Here is a 20,463-nt window from a genome sequence, read left to right on the forward strand (position 1 = left end):
GCCATGGGCGGCACCGGCGTCATCGATACCTTCCTCGGGGTCTTCACCTCCTATATCGACAGCGGTTTCGGGCTTCTCGGTGGCGAGGTCGCCTTCATCGCCAGCACGCTCATCGTGATCGACGTGACGCTGGCGGCGCTCTTCTGGGCCTGGGGTGCCGATGACGACATTATCGCCCGCCTCGTGAAAAAGACCCTCTTCGTGGGCGTCTTCGCCTTCCTGATCTCCAACTGGAACAGTCTCGCCGCCATCGTCTTCGACAGTTTCGCGGGACTGGGGCTGCTCGCCTCCGGCACTGGGTTTTCGCCCGCCGATCTCCTGCGCCCCGGCCGCGTGGCGCAAACCGGCCTCGATGCCGGGCGGCCGCTTCTGGAGTCGACTGCCGATCTCATGGGCTTTGTCGCCTTCTTCGAGAACTTCATCCAGATCGCCTGCCTGCTCTTCGCCTGGGCGCTGGTGCTTCTGGCCTTCTTCCTGCTCGCCGTCCAGCTCTTCGTGACGCTGATCGAGTTCAAGCTGACCACGCTCGCGGGCTTTGTGCTGATCCCCTTCGGGCTTTTCGGCAAGACCGCCTTCATGGCCGAACGGGTGCTGGGCAATGTCGTCTCCTCGGGCATCAAGGTGTTGGTGCTCGCGGTGATCATTGGCATCGGCTCGACGCTCTTCGGCCAGTTCACCGCCGGCTTCGGCGGCGTGACCCCCACGATCGACGAGGCCATGGCGATCGTGCTGGCGGCGCTCTCGCTCCTCGGTCTCGGCATCTTCGGCCCCGCCATCGCCACAGGCCTCGTCTCCGGCGGGCCGCAACTGGGCGCAGGCGCTGCCGTCGGGACCGGGCTTGCCGTGGGTGGGGCTGCGGTCGCGGCCGGTGGCGGGGCCATGCTCGGCGCCCGCGGAGCCGGGGCGCTCGCGTCCGGCGGGGCCGCCGCCACGCGCGGGGCCGCTGCCGCCACGGGTGCTGCCTCCACCGCCTACAGCCTCGGATCGATGGGCCAGACCGGGGCAGCGGGTGTCGCTTCCGGTCTCGGTGGTGTGGCGCGGGCAGGGGGCGCGGTGGCCATTTCGCCCCTGCGCCGGGCCGCCGCCGCGGCCTCGGGCGCCCTCAAGGCCAGCCATGCTACTGGTTCCCGCGCGGGCTTCGCTGCCACCGGCGGCTCCTCCTCCATGGGCAGTGCCGCAGGTGCATCGGCCGGCATGGCCGGCCCCGCAGGCAGCCCACCGGCCTGGGCGCGCTCGATGCGGCGCAGCCAGGCCATGAGCCAGGGCGTCTCCGCCGCCACCCATGCGCTGCGCGCCGGGGACAGCCCCGGCTCCGGCGCCTCCGTTTCCCTGTCTGAAAGTGACCGCCCATGAGCCTCTTCAAACGCGCCGCCGCCCATTACGGCAAGACCCCGGAACCCGAGACCCCTTACCAGAAGGCCGCCCAGGTCTGGGACGAGCGCATCGGTGCGGCCCGGGTGCAGGCGAAGAACTGGCGCCTCATGGCCTTCGGCGGCCTCATCCTCGCGGGCGGCTTCGCCATGGCGCTGGTCTGGCAATCGGCCCGCGGCACCGTGGTGCCCTACGTCGTCGAGATCGACCGCCATGGCGAGGCGCGCGCCGTCGAGGCCGCCAGCGCCGGGTATCGTCCGAGCGATCCGCAGATCGCCTGGCATCTCGCCCGTTTCATCGAGGAGGTCCGGGGGCTGTCGGCCGATCCCATCGTCGTCCGGCAGAACTGGCTCCGCGCCTATGAGTTCACCACCGACCGCGGCGCGCTGGCGCTGAACGATCACGCCCGCGCCAATGATCCCTTCACGCGGGTCGGCGAGGACCAGGTCTCGGTCGAGGTCTCCAGCGTCATTCGCGCCTCGCCCGACAGTTTCCGGGTGGCCTGGTCCGAGCGGCACTATGAGAACGGCCAGCTCGCCCGCACCGAACGCTGGACCGCCATCCTGACCATCGTCATCGATCCGCCGCGCACAGCGGAGCGCCTGCGCGCCAATCCCCTCGGAATCTATGTCAACGCGATCAACTGGTCGCGGGAGATGAGCCAATGACCCGACCGATCCTGCCCGCCATCCTCCTGGCCACCACGCTTCTGGCCGGCTGCGCCCGCGACCGCCCGCCCGAATTCGCCTATGACGACGCGGTCCCCCCCTTGCCGTCGCCACCCGTGACGGCGCCCGAGGATCGACCCCGGCCGCTCCATGTCCCGCCCGCCTGGACCCCCAGCCGGGGCGGCGAGGCCGCCGCCACTCCTGTTGCTCAGGTCGGCAATGCCAATTCCGCCGCCCGCGTCGAACCGCGGCAGGCGGGGTATTTCAACGCGATCCAGATCTACCCTTGGTCCGAGGGGGCGCTCTATCAGGTCTACGCCGCCCCCGGTCAGATCACGACCATCGCGCTCGAACCCGGCGAACGTCTCGCCGGCACCGGCCCGATCGCGGCGGGCGACACCGCGCGCTGGATCATCGGCGACACCGAAAGCGGCGCGGGCCGCGACACCCGCGTCCTCGTGCTCGTGAAACCGACCCGGCCCGACATCAGTACGAACCTCGTGATCTCGACCGACCGGCGCACCTACCTGATCGAGCTCAATGCCTCCGAAGAGACCTGGATGCCAGCCATATCCTGGGCCTATCCACGCGCGCCCGAGAGCCCGCGCGTCGCGCCGGCCACGCCGCGCATCCCGCCCGCGCATGCCCGCAATCATCGCTACGGGCTGCAGGGTGACAGCCCGCCCTGGCGTCCGGTTTCGGTCTTCGATGACGGGCGAAGGGTCTATGTCGTCTTCCCGCGCGGCATCGCCCAGGGCGAAATGCCGCCGCTCTTCGTGCTTGGGGCCGATGGTGAGCTGGACATCGTCAACTCCCGCATCCACGGCAATGTGCTGATCGTCGACCGGCTCTTCGGCGCGGCCGAGCTGCGCCTCGGACGCGGACCCCGGCAGGAGGTGGTCCGCATCCTGCGGATCGAACCCCGGACCGAGGCGACGGTGGTTCGGCACGACGCGGAGCAAGGAACATGAGCGAGACATCGACCGAGACCGCCGCCGCCATGCGCCTGCGCGCCGATCCGCCCCGGGTGACGCGGATCTCGCGCAAGGTGATTGTCGGGCTCGGCGTCGTCGCGGGCCTCGGGATCGGTGCCGCGCTGATCTACGGCCTGCAGCGCCCGGACCGAACCGCCGCGCCGGAGGAGCTGATCACCACGGACCGCCGCCAGCCTGCCGATGGTCTCCGCGATCTGCCGGGCAGCTATGACGCGATCCCACGGCTCGGACCGCCCCTGCCGGGCGATCTCGGCGGCGGCATCCTCGACGCGCAGCAACGCGGCCAGCCCATCGCGGCTCCAAGCCTCGCGCCCCCGACCATGGACCCGGCGGAGCAGCAGCGCCTCGCGGAACTGGAGGCCGCCCGCGTCAGTGACCTGTTCTTCCAGACGCGCCCCGGGGCGCCCGCGTCCACCGGGTTCCAGATGCCGCCTCCGGCACCGGGGGGCGGGTTGGCCGCTACCCCGGAAACCGACCCACGACAGGCCTTCCTGACCGCGCCGACCGACCGCCGAACGGTCGCGCCCGACCGCGTGCAGCCTCCGGCATCGCCCTGGCTCCTGCAGGCGGGTTCCGTCATCCCGGCCGCGCTGATCACCGGCATTCGCTCCGACTTGCCGGGTCAGATCACCGCGCAGGTCACCCAGAACGTCTATGACAGCCCTACCGGCAGCCTGCTCCTGATCCCACAAGGCACGCGACTGATCGGCGCCTATGACGACAGCGTCACCGTCGGCCAGCGCCGCGTGCTCCTGGTCTGGACGCGGCTGATCTTCCCCGATGGACGGTCCCTCGTGCTCGAACGCCAGCCCGGTGCCGATGCTGCTGGATATGCCGGTCTCGAAGACCGCGTCGACAATCACTGGGCCAGCGTCCTGCGCGCTGCGGGTCTTTCGACCTTGCTGGCCGTCGGCGCGGAAATGTCCCTCGACGAGGAAGACCGCCTCGCCCGCGCGCTCCGCGACGGGGCCCTCGACACGATCAACGAGGCCGGCCAGCGCATCGTCCAACGCCAGCTGGAGGTCCCGCCGACCCTCACCATACGCCCGGGCTTCCCCGTCCGCGTGATCGTCACGCGCGATCTTGTCTTCGCGCCGTCCGGAGGTTGACATGACCAAGCTGAAACTCGGTCCGATCCCGGACCAAAAGCCGGTGAAGCTGACCGTGGAACTGCCAGCTGATCTCCATCGCGACCTGATCGCCTATGGGGAAATCCTCGGGCGCGAAGCAGGGCAGGGACCAATCGAACCGAAGAAGCTGGTGGTTCCCATGCTTGAACGGTTCATCGCGACGGACCGAGGGTTTGCGAAAGCGCGGCGGGTGCATTGGCCAACGCCTGCACGCGTTAGTCGGTGACCAGGAGGCCGATCTTGTTGCCGCGGCTTTCCTGCTCGATCGGCAGCAACATAAGCACATCTTCGATCGCTGTGTTGCGCCACAGGCTGATCGGTATGATGTGATGGATCTGAAAGTCGAAAATGCGGGCGTTGTTGTCGGGTGTCTTGTCGTCGGCCATCGGCTACAACCTTTATTAAATCATACTGTGCGCGCGTCAGGCGACGGCACAGGGATACAAACTGAATTCTTTGTCGATCTCTGCGGATATCAGCGCCTGCGCGAGACGATCCGAAAGAAACATGGTCTGAACGATCGTCGGGTCGACCCACAGATCAGGCCCGTCGAGAATCGCGCGCGGGGCGGTGAAGTCCTTGTGACGTTTGGGCATGTCGCGTGGCAGATTGAACAGTTCCTGCCCCGGCACCATCCGGCGCAAACCGTAATCCGCGGCATTCAGCGTCGCTTTGCGATTGGCCCTGTTCAACGCATGAACCTTGGGCAGCACAGGGGTTGTGCGATCGTTCTGGAACAGATCCACCGGAAAGAGCGCCGCATCGCCCAGATCATGCGCCCTGAAGATGTCGGCCGCGTCATCGCGCAGAAACACGAACCCGTTGAAGAACGCCGGCGGCAGCGGGTCGGTATATTCGCCCGGCTGCCCGTAGTACATCATGTGCGGGACATCTTCGGGCGCCACGACCTCTCCGGCCATGTCGCACCGGAACGCCGCCTTGTAGCGCTTGAGCGCCTCGCGCTGCGCGTCTTCCATATCGGGGTCGGCGGCGCGCCCCGGAACGAATCCGATCAGCGCATATGTGTCACGCGGCAGATCGCAGAACCATATCCTGTCAGACATCGGCCGCGGCATCGGGCGTGGCGGCGCCGGTATAGGCAATGGCGATTCGGTCGCGAATTAGCGGCTCGAGTACCGGATGCGACAGATCGCCCAACGACTGGTCGCGGTAGCGCGGCAGCGCCATCGTCACCTTGCCAAAGTTCTCACTGACCTGCACACGCAGCATGCCCAGCTTCTTGAGCATCTCGGGATCGACCTGCGGTGTGGAGGAATTCGCTCCGTTCGTAGTTTCCTCGGCCACTGTAATCCCCCGCGCGCCACGAATTAATTATTTCAACCCAAAAATTACCGACATTCCCCACGTGGCCGACCGTATGAAGTGAAAATCGCTTGAATCTGCCCGCTGGACAAGCGTTTTTTGCCCCGAGCGGTGTCTGCGGTCGCGCAAGCTGCTGTAACAGGGCGGATCAGACCGGGAAGCCTCCGAGTCCTGCCCGAGGGGCGGTGTTTTTCAGCGCAGCGGACAGACCTGTCCTGCCGGCTACAGCCCGAGTGCCGCATCCATCCGTTCATGTTCGAATGCCGAAGCGCAGGCGTTCAACCCCGCCCCGCTCAGCCCTTGGCGGCGCAGGCAGTCCCGCCAGGTGTTGCGGATGCTGTGTGCCATATCCCGGGCCAGGGCTCGGGCTTCCGGCGCACTAACATCGAAAAACTCAGCCGCGTCGATTGCGGCAGCAATGTCCGGCTCATGCCCATGGATTGGGCTGATCCCGGTTTCCATCTGGGCGTGCCGCCGGGGCTGCGGATTGACATCGAAGAGCGGCGAAAGACGCCACAGGTTCTGACCCGCATAGATGAAACCGTGGTTCTTCAGGTGGTCATCCGTGTTGGTGACAAGGATCCCGAACACCATGCGGCGCCAGATTTCCCGCAGATCATCGCCGGGCCGGGCGGAAATGGTGCGGATGATATCGGCAATATCTGTGTAGAAGCCGCTCGCATGTCCAAGCTTGCCCAAGGCGGTGCGCGCGGAGATATAGGGGACCCGACCGCCGCCTCGGCGATCAAAACGGCTGAAGAGCCCGATGGGGTGCGCGCTGCCGGGCAACTCGAGCCTGCATTCCGGTGTACGCAGACCAAGACGCCCGGCGAGCTTCATCGTTGCCACCTCGAGACGTTCCACTGGCCAAGTGTCGTTGATGGAGGTGAACTTGGCGAGCCAGAGCCGCTCCCCATCCCTCACGTTGGCTTTCGGTCGCGCCCCGCCCGGCGTACCGGCGGCGCCTACGAGATCCAGCGCATCTTGCTCCGCGCCTGCCGGGTCCCGTTCGAACCTTTGTGCGATCTTGAGCAGGTCCTCGATATCAGCAAGGCGCGGGACGGCTTTTCCGATCCGCCGGAATGGCCCACCGTTTTCCTGTAAAAGGCGCAGCGCGCCTTGGCGGGCGGTATCGTCGCATGCCGTCAGGAAGTCGAACTCGGTTGCCGCCTCGCCCAAAACCCGACGCATCAGTTTACGGCCCCAGCTGTCCGGCGAGGTATCCGCAAAGGGTCCGGCGATAACATCACGCTTCCGGCTTTCGCGCCCGCCGGAGCTGGCGTGATAGGGCGTGTTCACCCGCGGCATTTGCGGGCAGAGATCGAAGCCGCGCGGGTTATCGAGCCAGTCCTGGTCATAGAGGAAAGTGGAATGCGCGCGCCGCCCATCCGTCTCGAAGATCAGACGGCCGACCGGAACCAGGCCTTCCCCGAGAGCGATACGCGCCACGGCCATCAGAAAGCGCTCCCTTCATCATCGATCTCATCCGACCTCTCTTGCGTGGTGGCCGATCTGCCGGAGGACGGCTTGCGGCGATTGACGATCCGCTCTGGCAGGCGGGCTTGATCGAGGACCAGGCCGGTATCGTCTTTCGCCGGATCCAGAATTTCGCCGAGCCGGTGGAGCTCGCCTAGGACCATGAGCGCCATGGCCATTGTCTCGAGCCGCACACCGCCATCGCCCATCTCAAGTTTGGCAAGCGTCTTGTCGGTCACACCCAGGCGCTCACAGAAATCTGCGACGGACATGCGCCGCTTCTTCCTGGCCACACGGATGTCATGGCCAAGTCGTTTCAGGGCGGTCTGAACCTGGTATGATGACATTTTTGATCGGAGAAAACTCCGCCTTGTGCTGCTGTATCCGTAATTTTGTCCGTGTTAGTTGGTTTTACATGAGAAGTCAACAAAACGCACCGCAAGGCGGAATATAATCCGGTGTAACAGGCTCAAAGCGGACTTTTGTCCGATTTAACGTGAAAGGTCTGGTGGCCCTGATGATCTCCGGCGGTGGGTCGGGCAGGTCGCACCGGACGTCTCTGCCGCGCGTATATCTTGCCTGAGAAGCGCTCAGGCTGCGACCGCGGCAGGCAAGGTCCGCGCCAACAGGTGTTTCAGGGCTTCGATATGCGCATGTGCAGGGCCGGTGACATCCAGGGTCGCAACCTGGAGGGTCTCTTCGGCACCGTCGCTGGCGATTGCGTAGCGGGTACAAATCGGCTCGGGCGGCAAATCACCGTGGTGTGGATAGAGCAGCATGACCTCCGGGCAGCGGTAGAGCTGGCTATAGGCCATCAATTGATACACATCGGCCTGGCTGACACCCTGCTTCGGGTCGTCGATGCGCGGCGCCATCCGTTTCCATTTCGTGTCAATGACGAGGACGGTTCGATCCCCCTGCCGGATGATGAGGTCAGGTTTGGTCCGAAACCGCCCCGTACCCGCTTCGAACAAGCAGTCACGGTGCCCGCCCTGCGCTGCGACACGGTAACCGCTTCCGGCCAGAGCACGGGTGATCAGTCTGGCAACGTATTGCTCGAACAAGGCATTCATCTCGAACAAGAGCGCATGACCATCCACAGCCCCGGCACTGGTCTGTTGATGTCGATCCCCAAGCAGGAGCCGCGCGAAGGAAAGAAGCTCGCGCCACCGCTGATTGGTCCGATCCAGTATGATTTGGTCCCATCGCAGCGCAGGGATAGGAACCTCGGTCACGTCCGCATAGGCGAAGCCCAACTCGCGCAGGATACGCTGATTGTCGGGGGCCTGAGCCACACGCTGCAAACGGGTCACGGCGGCGCGCATCACCTGGTTGAGCGCAATGTCAGAGGATAAGTCATCATAGCGACAGGCCAGCTTTTGCGGCGCCACCGCATGGCGTGAAAACTGCCGGGTGACATCGAGCCTGCCGCGCAGGGCAGGGAGGTCGTCTGCGTGATCCACATACCGGCGCGGCAGTCCCATGCGCACCGCTTCCATGAGGCGTGCACAAAACAGCCGGATCAACAATTCCAGAATGGTGTCCTTCTGCCATCCGAGCTGGGCCAACGATCCTGCATCGATCCGCAGATCGTGAACAACCGCCAGCATGTGGATCAGGCGGCGGCGAAGGGCTTCGTCCGTGGTCTCGTGTTCTCCCAGGCCCTCGATCTTCGGGAGGATCTCCAGCTGACAGCCCGGCGCGGCAATCACGCCGACCACGCCGCGCGCCCGCAAACCTTTGCGGCCGTGTTCGAGCACACCTTCGCCGCCTCGGCCCGCGAAGCTGGAACGTGCCGCAAGGGCGGCAATGCGATCAGCCTCGGCGGGCGGGATGGTCGTGTCGTCGTCGCCGTAGCCGTAGCCGATGCGCTGCCATTCGCGGAGCGTGCGGCGGATCATGAACCGAGCAGCCGCGCGTAATTGAAGCTGTCTTTGCGAACGTCCCACCGGAAGCGCGGCATCGCCTCACCATTGTCGAGCCCCGGCGGTGCCTTCAGGACGGACCTGTTCAGAAAGCCGCCCTCTATCGGCCCGTCATGCGTATCCAGATCGCCCAGCACCGCGGCGATCTTACCCCAGTCTTCGAAGAAGTACTCGGCGAGCAGCGGGATCACCTTGTGCCGTATGACCTCGTCCACATCCGCTCGGGTGTCGCAGCCGGTGAAATACGCATGACCGATCTGGTGGTCACGGTCATAGAGGTACTCGATCCGTTCGTTGATGATCGTCAGAAGGGTCGGCAGATCGATCCCCGTGCGGGCGGCAGCCTCCTTCAGAACGGACGGATTGGGCATGATTTCGCGGAATGTGAACCGCCGCCGCAGAGCCGTATCGAGCAGCGCGATGGAGCGGTCTGCCGTGTTCATTGTCCCGACAATATGCAGGTTCGACGGAACACCGAACTCGTCCCCGGAATACGGAAGGCGCACCTTCAGTTGGTTCGGTTGGCCGAGCCGTTTGTCCGGCTCCAAGAGAGTGATCAACTCGCCGAACACCTTGGAGATATTGGCGCGGTTGATCTCGTCGATGATCAGGACGAAAGGTTCGGGTTCGGATGGCCCCTCGTTCTGCTGGCTGTTCATGTAGCGTTCCAGGGCCGGCACGTTGAGCTCGGCATCATAGAGCGCGTAAATCGACTTTTGTGAGAATTTTCGGGAGTAGATTTCATCGACAGGCACGCCTTCTCGATCGACCCATAGCCAACGGACGGCGCGACGATGGGCATACCCGCCTTCGGGGCGGGGGGCGAATTCGTAGCCGCCGGTAAACTCCCCTATGGCCCGAAACAGGCCATTGCCTTTCGATACGATGACGATGTCACCTTCTCGGACCCAGTTCCGGAAGATGAAGGGCATCTGCACCACGCCGGATCGCGCATCCACATTGCCGTTTTGGTCGCCGCGAGCTTTGCACGCTTCGATGATGGCTTCGCGGTTCGCAAACTTGTCATCGGACCAGTCGATGTCCCCGAAGCCAAGAAGGGCGTAGCCGCCCTTGATTGCTTCCTCGAAAAGATGCGCGTCTTCGGGATTGTTCGCTTCGCCAATTGACATCTTGAAGACCTGGCGGCCGTCAAAACGTACCATCTCCTCGTCGGATGCATGTCCACGGCTGGTCTCCGCACGTTTCGCGATGCGCCTGAAAATACCGGGCACCGTCTCCAGCCGGAAACCGGCCGAGGATGTGTCCTCGCTATCATCCGCGCCGGTCATCGGCTGTCGGCCCTCGACGAACTCTTCATAGGCCATGGATTGGTGGAATGTGACGAATTCAATCCGCCCTGCGGCCAGCAGGCCTTGGTAGACGGCCATGAGATCGTCGCGGTCCTCCGGCACTTCCTCCCCACATAGCCTTACGGCTTCGGCCGCCGTACGATAGGTCTTTCCGGTGCCGGGCGGGCCGAACAGGATCAAGTTTTCTGCGGCCGTATTTGCTGAATGCGGCATGTGTTCGCCATTTATGAAGTCCTTTGGTCCGAGCTCGAAGGTGAACATTGTCGTGGTACTTCTTGCAGGCCCCTCAATTTTCGGAGCAGCCACCTGGGCCAGAGACTGAAACTTTTCGCCTTCCAAGGCCTGACAGACGTTCGCCCAGTTTTTCTCGAGCCCGCATAGATCGTGAAGATCACCTGCGCGAATGGTGACGCTTGACTGTCCAGCTTCCCGCGCCGGTTCGATAAAGTAGTTGAGGGCTACGAAACGGGCTCTGTCGGCACCGCGCATCAGGTGCAAATATTCATCCGGCAGCGGTAGCGGCACGTCATTCTTGTCAACGATGACATATCCCGCCTCGTGCAGTTTTGCTGCCGCATCAGAAGGTTGGCTCCAGCCACCATTCAACGTGCTTGAGGTCTTCTGACTCAAAAATCCGACGATTGGTTTTGTCGGGTACTTTCTGTCCTCTCGAGGCTTTGTCGACCTGACCCAGTATTTCGTTGGTTCCTTGAACGCAGAAAACAAGGTCTCAAACTCGGCCGTTTCACGCAAATCGAAAGCATCCATCGCGCGTTCAATCTCGGCGCGGGACAGTCGATCAACCAAAGACTGATGGGCCGATTTATCTGGCATGTTTCGAGGGTTTGCCAGAAAGCTGTGATAGAGTTCGAGTGCTTGCCGAATGCTGGCCAGCCCAGTTCTTAAGACACCATTTACTGGTACTGGTGAAGGGTTTGGTCGTCCTCCACGTTCATCTTCAGTGCTATAGGCGAACTTCTCGAGAACCTTTTCTTTCGTCTGAGTTGAAAAAAGTTCATCGAGATCACCAAGGTACTGCTCTACCCGTTTCGCACTGCTGATCCGAGAGGAAACCGTCTGGGGTGACTGCCCTTTCTCTTCCAGCCACGCCTTGAATTCTGCTTCGTCCCTCAAATCACTGTCCTTCGTTGTTCATCTGACTGCAGTCTTCGACGGGGCTACGCTTCAAGATACTGCCCGCGATCGTGATCATTTGGTTTCGCGTCTTGAGCTTCGGATATCGGAATTATAAACGGTATTTCAGACAGATGTAACCTGAGTTGGCGGCACCGTATGGGGCTGATTGGCGAACGTCCCATTGGGCAGAATTTTCGAGAACAAAGAGTTGCCCGACGACACCACCACCACTGTGTCCCGCTGCAGAAAAGTCACGAGAGAAGAGCTTTACGAAAAGGTCTGGTCGACACCCATCAGCCACCTGGCGGCCGAGTACGGTGTCTCCGGTTCCTATCTCGCCTGGGTCTGTACGTCTCTGGCTGTGCCTCGGCCTCCCGCTGGCTATTGGCAGAAGAAGGCGGTCGGAAAGGCCGCTCCACGACCTCCACTTCCCCCTGCAAAGCCAGGCGATCAGCTTGTCTGGTCGGCGGATACGCCGCTCGCGCGTCCCGTAACGCCTGCCACCAGATCTTCGGTGTCGTCACCAAGTCGTGGCAGGCAGCGCAAGGATGCTCGGCATCCGATCCTTCGCGGCGTCGAGCCGCATTATCGCAAGACGCGCAAGATCGACGAGTACGAGTTTCTTCGACCCTACAAGCTCCTTCTGCCGGACATCGTGACGTCCGAGGCGCAGCTGCTGCGCGCATTGGACCTCGCGAATGGGCTCTACGATGCGTTCGAGCGGAAAGGGTATCGCGTGACCTTCGCACCGCCTGATCAACCATTGTTTCGGGCGCAGATCGAAGAGCGGGAGGTTCCGGAGAAGGATCGCAAATACGGGCGCTATTCCTGCGGACGGATTTGGGCACCGCACCGCCCGACCGTCGCCTATATCGGCGAGGTTCCCATCGGTCTTGCGCTCGTCGAAATGTCCGAACGGGTCACGCTCAGATACGTCAAGGGCAAGTATGTGCGGGACGACAGTGCGGTCGTGAAAGCCGCCCGACCACACCAGCTTGTCCATTCCTGGACGACCGAGAACGATGTTCCGTCCGGGCGCTTCCGGCTTGTTGCCTATGCGCCGCGACGGGGCGTCGACTGGTCAGCGATCTGGCAAGAAACACCAAAGCGGAACTTGTCGACTATGTTCCCGAGGATCGTGAAAGAGCTGGAAGCTGTCGTGCCGGACCTCAAGTCCAAGACTGCGGGAGCCGAGGCGGCGGCCATCCGAAAGCAACGCGAATGGGAGGAACAGCAGGAACGCTGGAAGCGCGAACAGGATCGACGCAACGCGGACAAGGCCCTTGCCCAAAGCCGTGAACAACTTTCCGAAGTGATTCAGAAATGGTCCGCCGCGATGTCGATGGAAAGCTTTTTTCGCGAGGCGGAAGAGCGTCTTGCCGGCGTCGAGCCTCACAGGTGCCTGGCCTTATCCACTCGGCTTGATCTGGCACGGTCCATGATGGGAACGCTCGATCCGCTGGAGTTTCTGGAACAGTGGGTGGCACCGGATGAGCGTTACACGCGTCTCTATCAAGACGATTAAGATTACCTTATATCAGATACTTGACGGGCATTTCTCATGTTTCACCTCTAGGGTTCCGAACCCGTTTTCTCCGAAGTCTGGCGGCATCTTCTCGCCGCACTGAACTTCTCTTGCGCTGCCTTGGATCCCGCGCGGTGACTTCCGCGATCCAGCTCCAGTCCTCGAACTTGTCGCCGGTCTGGCGCAGGTGGGTGTAGCGCTTGAGCGACGTCCATGACCGGTGGCCGGAAACCGCAGCCGCGTGTGGAACGTTGTAACCGATCTCGAACAGGCGCGAGACGCCCTCGTGCCTCAGGTCGTGGAAGCGCAGATCCTCGATCCCCAGAAACTGCGTTGCCCGAGTGAACGCAGCGCTGATCGCGTCCGTGGAGTAGGGGAAGATCTGGCTCGCGTGTTTGGGCATCGCCTCGATGATCGCCAGGGCCGGATCGGGCAGGTCGCACCAGACGTCGTTGCCAATCTTCTCTCCGGGGTTCTTCATGTCGCGCACAAGGATTCGTTTGCCCTCCTTGTCCAGGTCCGCCCATTTGATCCGGGTGATCTCTTCCTGCCGCCGGGTCGAGAAGATCGCAAAGGCGATGACGCGATGCATGGGTACAGAGGAGGGGCGGCGGATCGAGCGGTCGAGGAAGTGCGTCATCAACTGCTCGAGCTCGTCCAGTGTTGGCCGCCGATCACGGTGACGGCTCTTCTGGGTCAGGCCCAGCTTCTTGGCGACGATCATCGCATTGCGCATCGCACGCTCGTCCAGCGGATAGTTCCAGGCCGGGCCGGCCACTGTGAAGACCGCGCTGAGATGTGACAGGTAGTTAGATACGGTCTGCGGCGAGACACCGGTATTCAGCTTCTCCTTGGCGAAGGCCACGATGTCGGCGCTGTCGATCTGGGCACAGAGCTTGTTCGCGATGTCGAACTCCTTGATGCTTTTCAGCACCTGCGCCTTGGTCCGACCGATTGCCTTCGCGCTGTCTTCCACATATTTGTCGATGGCGTCGCCGAGGGTCACTTCGCGGCGGCGCGTCTCCCCGATGGGCAGGTTTTCGAGGGCGCCAGGCTTGGCGAGGTCCTTCTCGCGCTTCTCGATCCAGGCCGCGGCTGTCGAGCGCAGCTCGAAGGTCCGGTTCTCGCGCCAGACGGTTTTTCCAGCCCGCCGAACGGCGATCTGGGCAAGCCAGGAGGAAGTGCCGTCTTTGCGCTTTCGCTTGATGATGGTACCCATGGGGTTACAACATTTGGCCCAAGTTACAACATTTGTTGTAAATCCTACCCGAAATAGGCGCGATTTACAACAAATGAGACAAGAACGGGCTTGAGGACTGGGCGATAAATGGCTGATAAAGATAAAAAATCCAATAATTTCAATATGCCCCTTTTGGCGGTCGCGCCGATGATGGACTGGACCGACCGGCATTGCCGGTATCTGCACCGGCTGATGTCGCGGCGTGCGTTGCTTTATACCGAGATGGTGACCGCACCGGCGCTGGTGCGCGGGGGGGCGGTGCATCTGCTGGAATATGGGCCTGAGGAGCATCCCGTCGCGCTGCAACTGGGCGGGTCCGATCCGCGTGAGTTGGCCGAGGCCGCACGATTGGGAGCGCTGGCGGGTTATGACGAGATCAATCTCAATGTCGGCTGTCCAAGCGACCGGGTGCAATCGGGCACGTTCGGCGCGGTTCTGATGAAGGATCCGGGCCTTGTGGCCGAGTGCTGTGCGGCGATGATCGCGGCGCAGCCGGTCGAGGTCACGGTGAAATGCCGCATCGGTGTCGATGAGCAGGACCCCGAGGAAATCCTGCCCGAGTTTCTGGCGCGGGTCGGGGCGACCGGAGTGGAGCGTTTCACGATCCATGCCCGCAAGGCCTGGCTTCAGGGGCTCTCGCCCAAGGAGAACCGCGCTATCCCGCCGCTTGATCATGCGCTGGTGCTGCGTATGAAGGGGGTGTTTCCCGGGCTGCACCTGTCGGTCAATGGCGGCGTCGAGTCGCTGGATCAGGCGCGTGGTTTCCTAGAGGCCGGCCTGGACGGCGTGATGGTGGGGCGCGCGGCCTATCATCAGCCCGCCGACATCCTGTGCGCCGCTGATCGGGTGATCTTTGGCGAGGATGGTCCCGACAGCACGCCCGAGGGTGCGGTGCGCGCGATGCTGCCCTATATCGCGCGCCACCTGGAGTCGGGCGGGCGGCTGCACCAAGTGACGCGCCACATGCTGGGCCTTTTTGCGGGGCGGCCCGGAGCGCGGGCCTGGCGGCGGATCCTGTCCGAGGGCGCAAGCCGCCCCGGCGCGGGGCCTGAACTGGTCGAGGCGGCGTTGGCGCAGGTCGCGCCCGGGGTGGTGGCCGCGCAAGCGCAGGGCTGAGGGGCATCGCGGGCCAGGGCGCAAGAAGAGCATGGGTGGCCTTTCCCTTGGCGGAGCGCAGGTGTAAGCCTGCTGCGCGAGGACAGAGGAAAGGCGCGGACATGCCCGATACGATGCTGCTGATCGAGATGCTGGTGATGCTTTTGGTGATCGGCGCCTTTGCCGGGGTGCTGGCCGGCCTGTTGGGTGTCGGCGGCGGGATCGTGCTGGTGCCGGCCTTTTTCTATGCTTTCCAGACACTTGGCTATGACGGACCGCAATTGATGCAGATTTGTCTGGCGACATCGCTGGCGACGATCATCGTGACCTCGGTGCGTTCGGTCCTGAGCCACCACAAGAAGGGCGCGGTGGACTGGTCGATCCTGCGCACATGGGCGCCGGGGATCGCGGTGGGCGCGGTGGTCGGCGTGCTGGTCGCGGCCAGCCTGCGCTCGACCACGCTGCAAGGGGTGTTTGGCGTGCTCGGGGTTGTGGTGGGGCTTTACCTCGGATTCGGGCGCGCGCATTGGCGGCTGGGGCCGCAGATGCCGGTCGGGATCACGCGGGCGGTCATGTCGCCGGTGCTGGGGTTCCTGTCGGTACTGATGGGGATCGGCGGGGGCAGTTTCGGCGTCCCGATCATGAGCCTTTACGGCGTGCCGATCCATCGGGCAGTGGCGACGGCGGCGGGGTTCGGCGTAACCATCGCGCTGCCTTCGGTGGTCGGTTTCCTGTTTCTTGAAATAGCACCCGAGAACCGCCCGCCGCTGACCTTCGGTGCCGTGAACCTTGTGGCCTTCGTGACAGTGATCGCCATGACGCTGATCACTGCCCCTTGGGGCGTGCGGCTGGCACATGCGACAGACCCCAAGCCGCTCAAGCGGATCTTTGCGGTGTTCATCACGCTGGTCGCGTTGAACATGCTGCGCAAATCGCTGGGATGGTAGAGGCGCTGCACGACAAGGGCTGGGTCGTATTCCCGGCCGAACCAGAGCTCGCGGCCTGGGCCGCGCAGGCGCGCGAACTGGCGCTGGAAGAGATACACACACCCGAGGCGCAGGCCAAATGGCTGCAATGCGGGGGCACCTGGTTTGTCGGCGTCGACACGCTGCCCAACGGGCCGGATGGTGCGGTGGGGCAGGCGGGGCCGCTATCCGGGGCGGCCTTTCGCACGGCCTGCGATCTTTATGGGGTGTCGGCGCTGCATCGCGGGCAGGTTTCGGTGATCTATCCGGGCTATCCTCGCCCACGCAAGGGCGAAAGCGAGGCGGCGGCGCGCTACAGGCTGAAGCGGGACGCGGCGCATGTGGACGGGTTATTGCCGGTTGGCCGGGCGCGCCAGCGGATGCTGAGGGAGCGGCACGCCTATATTCTTGGCTTGCCGCTGACAAGATGCAGCGCCACGGCCAGCCCGATGGTGGTCTGGGAGGGCAGTCACCGGATCATGCACCAGATGTTCGCCGAGGCCCTTGGCGCGCATCCAGAAGGCGACTGGGGCGGGATCGACCTGACCGCGCCCTATCAGGCGGCGCGCCGCGCGGTGTTCGAGACCTGCAAGCGCGTCGAGATCGCCGCGGTGCCGGGCGAGGCTTATCTCTTGCATCGCCACGCGCTGCATGGCGTGGCGCCTTGGGGAAAGGGCGCGAGCGCGCCGCCCGAGGGGCGGATGATCGTCTATTTCCGCCCCGAGCTGCCGGCGGGCACGCGCGATTGGCTGGATTTGCGATAGCGGGGCTGAGCTAGCCTTGTCTGCGTTTGAGCCGGGCGGCGCGACCGCCACGGCGCTTGGCCAGAAGCGGTGCGCGCTCTGGCAGGGCGGCCATGATATCGCGCCGTTCCTGGGGCTCCATCTTCGACCAGCGCGTGATCTCGTCGATGCTGCGATAACAGCCTGTACAGATCCGCGCCTCGGGATGCACGACGCAGAGCCGCACACAGGGGCTTTCGACCTCGTCGCGGGTCCAGACCCGATCGTTATTGCGCTGCTCGTCCTTCATCTGCCTGCTCTCATGTGACTCAAACGGTCCAATATACCCTGAAGGATATAGCAGGCGGCGACATTGTCGATCACTTCGGCGCGACGCTTTCGGGTCGTATCCGCCTCGAGCAGGGCGCGTTCGGCGGCTACTGTGGACAGGCGCTCATCCCAGAAGGCGATCGGCAGGTCGGTCAGCTTCTCGAGATTGCGGGCGAAGGCGCGGGTCGATTGGCAGCGCGGCCCTTCGGACCCGTCCATGTTGCGCGGCAGGCCAAGAACGATGCCGCCGACCTCGCGCGCGGTGGCGATTTCGAGCAGCCGGGCGGCGTCGAGGCTGAATTTCCGCCGTTTCACGGTTTCAAGCGGTGTCGCCGCCGAAAGAAGGCGATCCGAAAGCGCGACGCCGATGGTCTTGGTGCCAAGATCCAGCCCAATCAGCGCGCGTCCCGACGGCAGGGCGGCGGCGAAATCCTCGACCGCTTCGCAGATCATTCGGCCACGCCGGCGGATTGCGCGGCCTGGCGCAGAATCTCCATCGCCTGCTGGTCCTCGGCAAAAATCCCCTGGGCCTCGGTCCAGATTTCGCGGGCCTGTTCGGTGTCGCCAAGCACTCCGAGCGCACCGATCAGGCGGGCCCATTCGGCGGCGTTGCCGCCCTCGGTGGCAAGGCGTTGCGAAAGGCCCGCCACCATCGAGCGGATCATCTGGTCGCGCTCTTCAGTACTCAGTTCGCTGGCGGCCTCGATGTCGTCGGCGCCGGGACCGGGGGCGGTGGCCGCGCCTGTGGCGGCTGCGGGCGCATCGGGCAGCGGCGGCAGGCTGTAATCGGTCTCGCCGGCGCGCCAAGCGACCTCTTCGATAAGCTGGCGGATCGGCGCGACCCAAGGCGCGTTCGGGGCGCTTTCGCGCAACAGCCTGTCCCAAGTGCGGAAGGCGGCGTCGGGGCGGTCGACCTGCATCAGGTAAAGCCCAAGGTAATAGCGCGCGGGCGGATTGCGCGGGTCACGTTCGAGCGCGGCGCGCAGCGCCTGCTCGGCGTCCTTCGAGACATAACCCCCCGCCGCGCTGACCATCAGTTCGGCCAGATAGGCGTAATCCGAGGCGCTGGCATCAGTTGATTTCGCATCAATGATGCGCTGTTGCGCTGCATATGCCGCCGGGTAATTGCCAAGTGCGGCCTCGTTGCGCGCCAGCAAAGTCAGCCCGCGCAGATCGTCGGGGCGCTCGGCGACGGTCTCGCGCAGACGCTCCATCAGTTCGAGGAACTGCGGCGTCGCATCGGGATTGAGCGCGGCGGCGGGCATCTGCGCTTCGATTTCGGCTTGAGCCAGGCGGTTGGCGCGCGCCGCGTCAGATTGCGCCATGCGCGTCTTGAGCGGCAGGTCGGAATAGCCCGGCGCGCCAATTTGACTGTAAAGACCGACCGACCCCGCCGCCAGCACCACCACCAGCAAAAGCACCGCCACGCGGCCACCGCGACTCGGTTGACCGCCGCTTTCGCCGCCGTCGCGCAGCTGCGCGTCGGCAGCCAGAACCCGGCGCGAGATTTCTGCGCGGGTGCGCTCGGCATCTTCGGGGCCGACGACCCCGCGTTGAAGGTCGCGATCCACCTCCTTTAGTTGGTCGCGATAGACCTGCAGGTCATAGGCCGCAGGCGGCTTGTCGCCGATACGACCCCTCAGAAGGGTCAACCCGAGGATGATGCTGACCACAAGCGCAAGCGCGCCACTGACGATCCAGAAAATCATGCTTACTCCGCCAAAACCGTCCCTCCATGTAGCGGTCCATGCCAGCGGAAAAAAGAGGCAAAGGCACGCAGGGCAACGGGTGGATCGCGGCGTGATGTCTCAATGTCGCGAATTGGGCGTTTTATGCCGCGCCGGGTATCCTTTGAATCAGGGTTCTGTCGCATTACGCTGGCATGGCAGGATGGCCTGCGATTCCAACACTCTTCAGAGAGCGCGCATGAAACGTTACTCCGCCTTTGCCGTCGCCCGCGAAGCCCTGCGTAACCATATGGGCTGGGAGCGGGCCTGGGCTTCGCCTGAACCCAGGAAAAAATACGATGTGATCATCGTGGGGGCCGGGGGGCATGGGCTGGCGACGGCCTACTACCTGGGAAAGAATTTCGGCATCACCAATGTCGCGGTGCTGGAAAAGGGCTGGCTGGGGGGCGGCAACACGGGGCGCAACACCACGATCATCCGCTCGAATTACCTTCAGGATGCCTCGGCCGCGATCTACGAGAAGTCGCGCAGCCTTTATGAGACGCTGAGCCAGGATCTGAACTACAACATCATGTACAGCCCGCGTGGCGTGATGATGCTGGCGCAGACTCAGCACGAGGTGCGCGGCTATGAGCGCACCGCCCATGCCAACGCGTTGCAGGGCGTCACCACGGAATTCATCTCACCCTCACGTGTCAAGGAACTGGTGCCGATCATCAACCTGGAGGGACCGCGCTATCCGGTGTTGGGAGCGCTCTGGCAGGCGCGCGCGGGCACGGCGCGCCATGATGCGGTGGCCTGGGGCTATGCGCGGGCGTGCAGTGCCATGGGCATGGACATCATCCAGAAATGCGAGGTTACCGGCATCAGCCGCGAAGGCGGGCGCGTGACAGGGGTCAGCACCAATCGAGGCGACATCGCCTGTGACAAGCTGGGCATCGTGGTGGCGGGTCATTCGGGGCATCTGGCCGATATGGGGGGCTTCCGCCTGCCGATCGAATCCGTGGCCCTGCAGGCGCTGGTCAGCGAGCCGATCAAGCCCTGCATGGACGTGGTGGTGATGGCCAATACCGTGCATGGCTACATGAGCCAGTCCGACAAGGGCGAGATGGTGATTGGCGGCGGCGCGGACGGCTACAACAACTTCACGCAGCGCGGCTCGTTTCACCATATCGAGGAAACCGTGCGCGCATTGGTCGAGACCTTCCCGATGATCAGCCGCCTCAAGATGCTGCGCCAGTGGGGCGGGATCGTGGACATGACCGGGGATCGCTCGCCGATCCTGTCGAAAACGCCTGTCGAGGGCGTGTTCATCAACTGCGGCTGGGGCACCGGCGGTTTCAAGGCGATTCCCGGCTCGGGCTGGGGGTTTGCGGAACTGATGGCCAAGGGGCATTCGCCGCTGACGGCGGAATTCGGACTGGAACGTTTCCGCGAAGGCCGCTTCATCGACGAAAGTGTCGCCGCGGGGGTGGCGCATTGATGGCCGGTTCGCACGCAGGTTTTCCAGACGTATTCCGCCAGGGCCGTCCAAAGCGCCCTGGCCATCAGATTACCGGAGGC

The 20,463-nt window shown here is 63.8% G+C and carries 21 protein-coding genes; 10 read left to right on the top strand and 11 right to left on the bottom strand.

The window, feature by feature from the left end; genetic code table 11:
• The first annotated feature begins 3 nt into the window (after positions 1-3).
• From trbL to N5A93_RS00080, 5 genes are read left to right on the top strand one after another with little or no spacing between them, the layout of a single operon-like run.
• On the top strand, positions 4-1,353 hold the full coding sequence (trbL, locus tag N5A93_RS00060) for a P-type conjugative transfer protein TrbL (RefSeq protein WP_268953017.1): 1,350 nt from the start codon (positions 4-6) through the stop codon (positions 1,351-1,353).
• Positions 1,350-2,039 (top strand): conjugal transfer protein TrbF, encoded by a 690-nt coding sequence (gene trbF, locus N5A93_RS00065; RefSeq protein ID WP_268953018.1) that lies wholly within the window; start codon positions 1,350-1,352, stop codon positions 2,037-2,039. The genes trbL and trbF overlap by 4 nt, the downstream gene beginning before the upstream one ends.
• Positions 2,036-3,010: a P-type conjugative transfer protein TrbG gene (trbG, locus tag N5A93_RS00070; RefSeq protein ID WP_268953019.1), complete on the top strand. Its 975-nt coding sequence runs from the start codon at positions 2,036-2,038 to the stop codon at positions 3,008-3,010. Before trbF ends, trbG begins: the two co-directional genes overlap by 4 nt.
• On the top strand, positions 3,007-4,143 hold the full coding sequence (locus N5A93_RS00075) for a TraB/TrbI/VirB10 family type IV secretion system protein (RefSeq protein ID WP_268953020.1): 1,137 nt from the start codon (positions 3,007-3,009) through the stop codon (positions 4,141-4,143). Before trbG ends, N5A93_RS00075 begins: the two co-directional genes overlap by 4 nt.
• A 1-nt stretch (position 4,144) precedes the next feature.
• Entirely contained in the window at positions 4,145-4,390 is a 246-nt protein-coding gene (locus tag N5A93_RS00080) for a DUF2274 domain-containing protein (RefSeq protein ID WP_268953021.1), read from the top strand.
• On the opposite strand, the gene N5A93_RS00085 is transcribed toward N5A93_RS00080, so the two are convergent.
• The 7 genes from N5A93_RS00085 to N5A93_RS00115 form a co-directional block, all read right to left on the bottom strand.
• Positions 4,380-4,550: a hypothetical protein gene (locus tag N5A93_RS00085; RefSeq protein WP_268953022.1), complete on the bottom strand. Its 171-nt coding sequence runs from the start codon at positions 4,548-4,550 to the stop codon at positions 4,380-4,382. The two genes, N5A93_RS00080 and N5A93_RS00085, sit on opposite strands and share 11 nt — an antisense overlap.
• 36 nt (positions 4,551-4,586) lie before the next feature.
• Entirely contained in the window at positions 4,587-5,228 is a 642-nt protein-coding gene (locus N5A93_RS00090; RefSeq protein ID WP_268953023.1) for a hypothetical protein, read from the bottom strand.
• Positions 5,221-5,469: a hypothetical protein gene (locus tag N5A93_RS00095; protein ID WP_268953024.1), complete on the bottom strand. Its 249-nt coding sequence runs from the start codon at positions 5,467-5,469 to the stop codon at positions 5,221-5,223. Before N5A93_RS00095 ends, N5A93_RS00090 begins: the two co-directional genes overlap by 8 nt.
• Positions 5,470-5,709: 240 nt before the next feature.
• Positions 5,710-6,942: a type II toxin-antitoxin system HipA family toxin gene (locus N5A93_RS00100; RefSeq protein WP_268953025.1), complete on the bottom strand. Its 1,233-nt coding sequence runs from the start codon at positions 6,940-6,942 to the stop codon at positions 5,710-5,712.
• Complete coding sequence (locus N5A93_RS00105; RefSeq protein ID WP_268953026.1) at positions 6,942-7,310, bottom strand: helix-turn-helix domain-containing protein; 369 nt, start codon at positions 7,308-7,310, stop codon at positions 6,942-6,944. The genes N5A93_RS00100 and N5A93_RS00105 overlap by 1 nt, the downstream gene beginning before the upstream one ends.
• 243 nt (positions 7,311-7,553) lie before the next feature.
• A complete protein-coding gene (locus N5A93_RS00110) occupies positions 7,554-8,864 on the bottom strand; it encodes an McrC family protein (RefSeq protein WP_268953027.1) in 1,311 nt (436 codons plus the stop codon).
• A complete protein-coding gene (locus N5A93_RS00115; protein ID WP_268953028.1) occupies positions 8,861-11,332 on the bottom strand; it encodes a DUF8426 domain-containing protein in 2,472 nt (823 codons plus the stop codon). Before N5A93_RS00115 ends, N5A93_RS00110 begins: the two co-directional genes overlap by 4 nt.
• A gap of 211 nt (positions 11,333-11,543) precedes the next feature.
• On the opposite strand from N5A93_RS00115, the gene N5A93_RS00120 reads away from it, so the two are divergent.
• A complete protein-coding gene (locus N5A93_RS00120) occupies positions 11,544-12,860 on the top strand; it encodes a hypothetical protein (protein WP_268953029.1) in 1,317 nt (438 codons plus the stop codon).
• Positions 12,861-12,894: 34 nt separating this feature from the next.
• Here N5A93_RS00120 and N5A93_RS00125 read toward each other — a convergent pair whose 3' ends face one another.
• Positions 12,895-14,079, bottom strand: a complete 1,185-nt coding sequence (locus tag N5A93_RS00125) for a site-specific integrase (protein ID WP_268953030.1) — start codon at positions 14,077-14,079, stop codon at positions 12,895-12,897.
• A gap of 108 nt (positions 14,080-14,187) precedes the next feature.
• Between N5A93_RS00125 and dusA the strand changes: the two genes are divergently transcribed.
• The 3 genes from dusA (at position 14,188) to N5A93_RS00140 (ending at position 16,924) form a co-directional block, all read left to right on the top strand.
• Positions 14,188-15,216 carry a tRNA dihydrouridine(20/20a) synthase DusA gene (gene dusA / locus N5A93_RS00130; RefSeq protein WP_268953031.1) on the top strand — a complete coding sequence of 343 codons (1,029 nt, stop codon included), beginning with the start codon at positions 14,188-14,190 and terminating at the stop codon, positions 15,214-15,216.
• A gap of 101 nt (positions 15,217-15,317) precedes the next feature.
• Positions 15,318-16,142 (top strand): sulfite exporter TauE/SafE family protein, encoded by an 825-nt coding sequence (locus N5A93_RS00135; RefSeq protein WP_268953032.1) that lies wholly within the window; start codon positions 15,318-15,320, stop codon positions 16,140-16,142.
• Positions 16,136-16,924, top strand: coding sequence for a hypothetical protein (locus tag N5A93_RS00140; RefSeq protein WP_268953033.1), 789 nt, complete (start codon positions 16,136-16,138; stop codon positions 16,922-16,924). Before N5A93_RS00135 ends, N5A93_RS00140 begins: the two co-directional genes overlap by 7 nt.
• Before the next feature lie 10 nt (positions 16,925-16,934).
• Here N5A93_RS00140 and N5A93_RS00145 read toward each other — a convergent pair whose 3' ends face one another.
• The 3 genes from N5A93_RS00145 to ccmI are packed head-to-tail and all read right to left on the bottom strand — an operon-like array spanning position 16,935 to position 18,921.
• Positions 16,935-17,192, bottom strand: coding sequence for a DUF1289 domain-containing protein (locus tag N5A93_RS00145; protein ID WP_268953034.1), 258 nt, complete (start codon positions 17,190-17,192; stop codon positions 16,935-16,937).
• Positions 17,189-17,665 (bottom strand): Holliday junction resolvase RuvX, encoded by a 477-nt coding sequence (gene ruvX, locus N5A93_RS00150; RefSeq protein ID WP_268953035.1) that lies wholly within the window; start codon positions 17,663-17,665, stop codon positions 17,189-17,191. Before ruvX ends, N5A93_RS00145 begins: the two co-directional genes overlap by 4 nt.
• Positions 17,662-18,921 carry a c-type cytochrome biogenesis protein CcmI gene (gene ccmI / locus N5A93_RS00155; protein WP_268953036.1) on the bottom strand — a complete coding sequence of 420 codons (1,260 nt, stop codon included), beginning with the start codon at positions 18,919-18,921 and terminating at the stop codon, positions 17,662-17,664. Before ccmI ends, ruvX begins: the two co-directional genes overlap by 4 nt.
• Before the next feature lie 217 nt (positions 18,922-19,138).
• Here ccmI and N5A93_RS00160 point away from each other — a divergent pair, with 217 nt between their 5' ends.
• Positions 19,139-20,383 (top strand): sarcosine oxidase subunit beta family protein, encoded by a 1,245-nt coding sequence (locus N5A93_RS00160; RefSeq protein ID WP_268953037.1) that lies wholly within the window; start codon positions 19,139-19,141, stop codon positions 20,381-20,383.
• The last annotated feature ends 80 nt before the right edge of the window (positions 20,384-20,463 follow it).

Origin of the sequence: Roseovarius salincola (assembly GCF_026891095.1) — a bacterium.
GTDB classification, from domain to species: domain Bacteria; phylum Pseudomonadota; class Alphaproteobacteria; order Rhodobacterales; family Rhodobacteraceae; genus Roseovarius; species Roseovarius salincola.

Coding starts and splice junctions, on each gene's coding strand:
- trbL (WP_268953017.1), top strand. CDS start 4: ATGGGCGGCACCGGCGTCATCGATACCTTCCTCGGGGTCTTCACCTCC.
- trbF (WP_268953018.1), top strand. CDS start 1,350: ATGAGCCTCTTCAAACGCGCCGCCGCCCATTACGGCAAGACCCCGGAA.
- trbG (WP_268953019.1), top strand. CDS start 2,036: ATGACCCGACCGATCCTGCCCGCCATCCTCCTGGCCACCACGCTTCTG.
- N5A93_RS00075 (WP_268953020.1), top strand. CDS start 3,007: ATGAGCGAGACATCGACCGAGACCGCCGCCGCCATGCGCCTGCGCGCC.
- N5A93_RS00080 (WP_268953021.1), top strand. CDS start 4,145: ATGACCAAGCTGAAACTCGGTCCGATCCCGGACCAAAAGCCGGTGAAG.
- N5A93_RS00085 (WP_268953022.1), bottom strand. CDS start 4,550: ATGGCCGACGACAAGACACCCGACAACAACGCCCGCATTTTCGACTTT.
- N5A93_RS00090 (WP_268953023.1), bottom strand. CDS start 5,228: ATGTCTGACAGGATATGGTTCTGCGATCTGCCGCGTGACACATATGCG.
- N5A93_RS00100 (WP_268953025.1), bottom strand. CDS start 6,942: ATGGCCGTGGCGCGTATCGCTCTCGGGGAAGGCCTGGTTCCGGTCGGC.
- N5A93_RS00105 (WP_268953026.1), bottom strand. CDS start 7,310: ATGTCATCATACCAGGTTCAGACCGCCCTGAAACGACTTGGCCATGAC.
- N5A93_RS00110 (WP_268953027.1), bottom strand. CDS start 8,864: ATGATCCGCCGCACGCTCCGCGAATGGCAGCGCATCGGCTACGGCTAC.
- N5A93_RS00125 (WP_268953030.1), bottom strand. CDS start 14,079: ATGGGTACCATCATCAAGCGAAAGCGCAAAGACGGCACTTCCTCCTGG.
- dusA (WP_268953031.1), top strand. CDS start 14,188: ATGGCTGATAAAGATAAAAAATCCAATAATTTCAATATGCCCCTTTTG.
- N5A93_RS00135 (WP_268953032.1), top strand. CDS start 15,318: ATGCCCGATACGATGCTGCTGATCGAGATGCTGGTGATGCTTTTGGTG.
- N5A93_RS00140 (WP_268953033.1), top strand. CDS start 16,136: ATGGTAGAGGCGCTGCACGACAAGGGCTGGGTCGTATTCCCGGCCGAA.
- N5A93_RS00145 (WP_268953034.1), bottom strand. CDS start 17,192: ATGAAGGACGAGCAGCGCAATAACGATCGGGTCTGGACCCGCGACGAG.
- ruvX (WP_268953035.1), bottom strand. CDS start 17,665: ATGATCTGCGAAGCGGTCGAGGATTTCGCCGCCGCCCTGCCGTCGGGA.
- ccmI (WP_268953036.1), bottom strand. CDS start 18,921: ATGATTTTCTGGATCGTCAGTGGCGCGCTTGCGCTTGTGGTCAGCATC.
- N5A93_RS00160 (WP_268953037.1), top strand. CDS start 19,139: ATGAAACGTTACTCCGCCTTTGCCGTCGCCCGCGAAGCCCTGCGTAAC.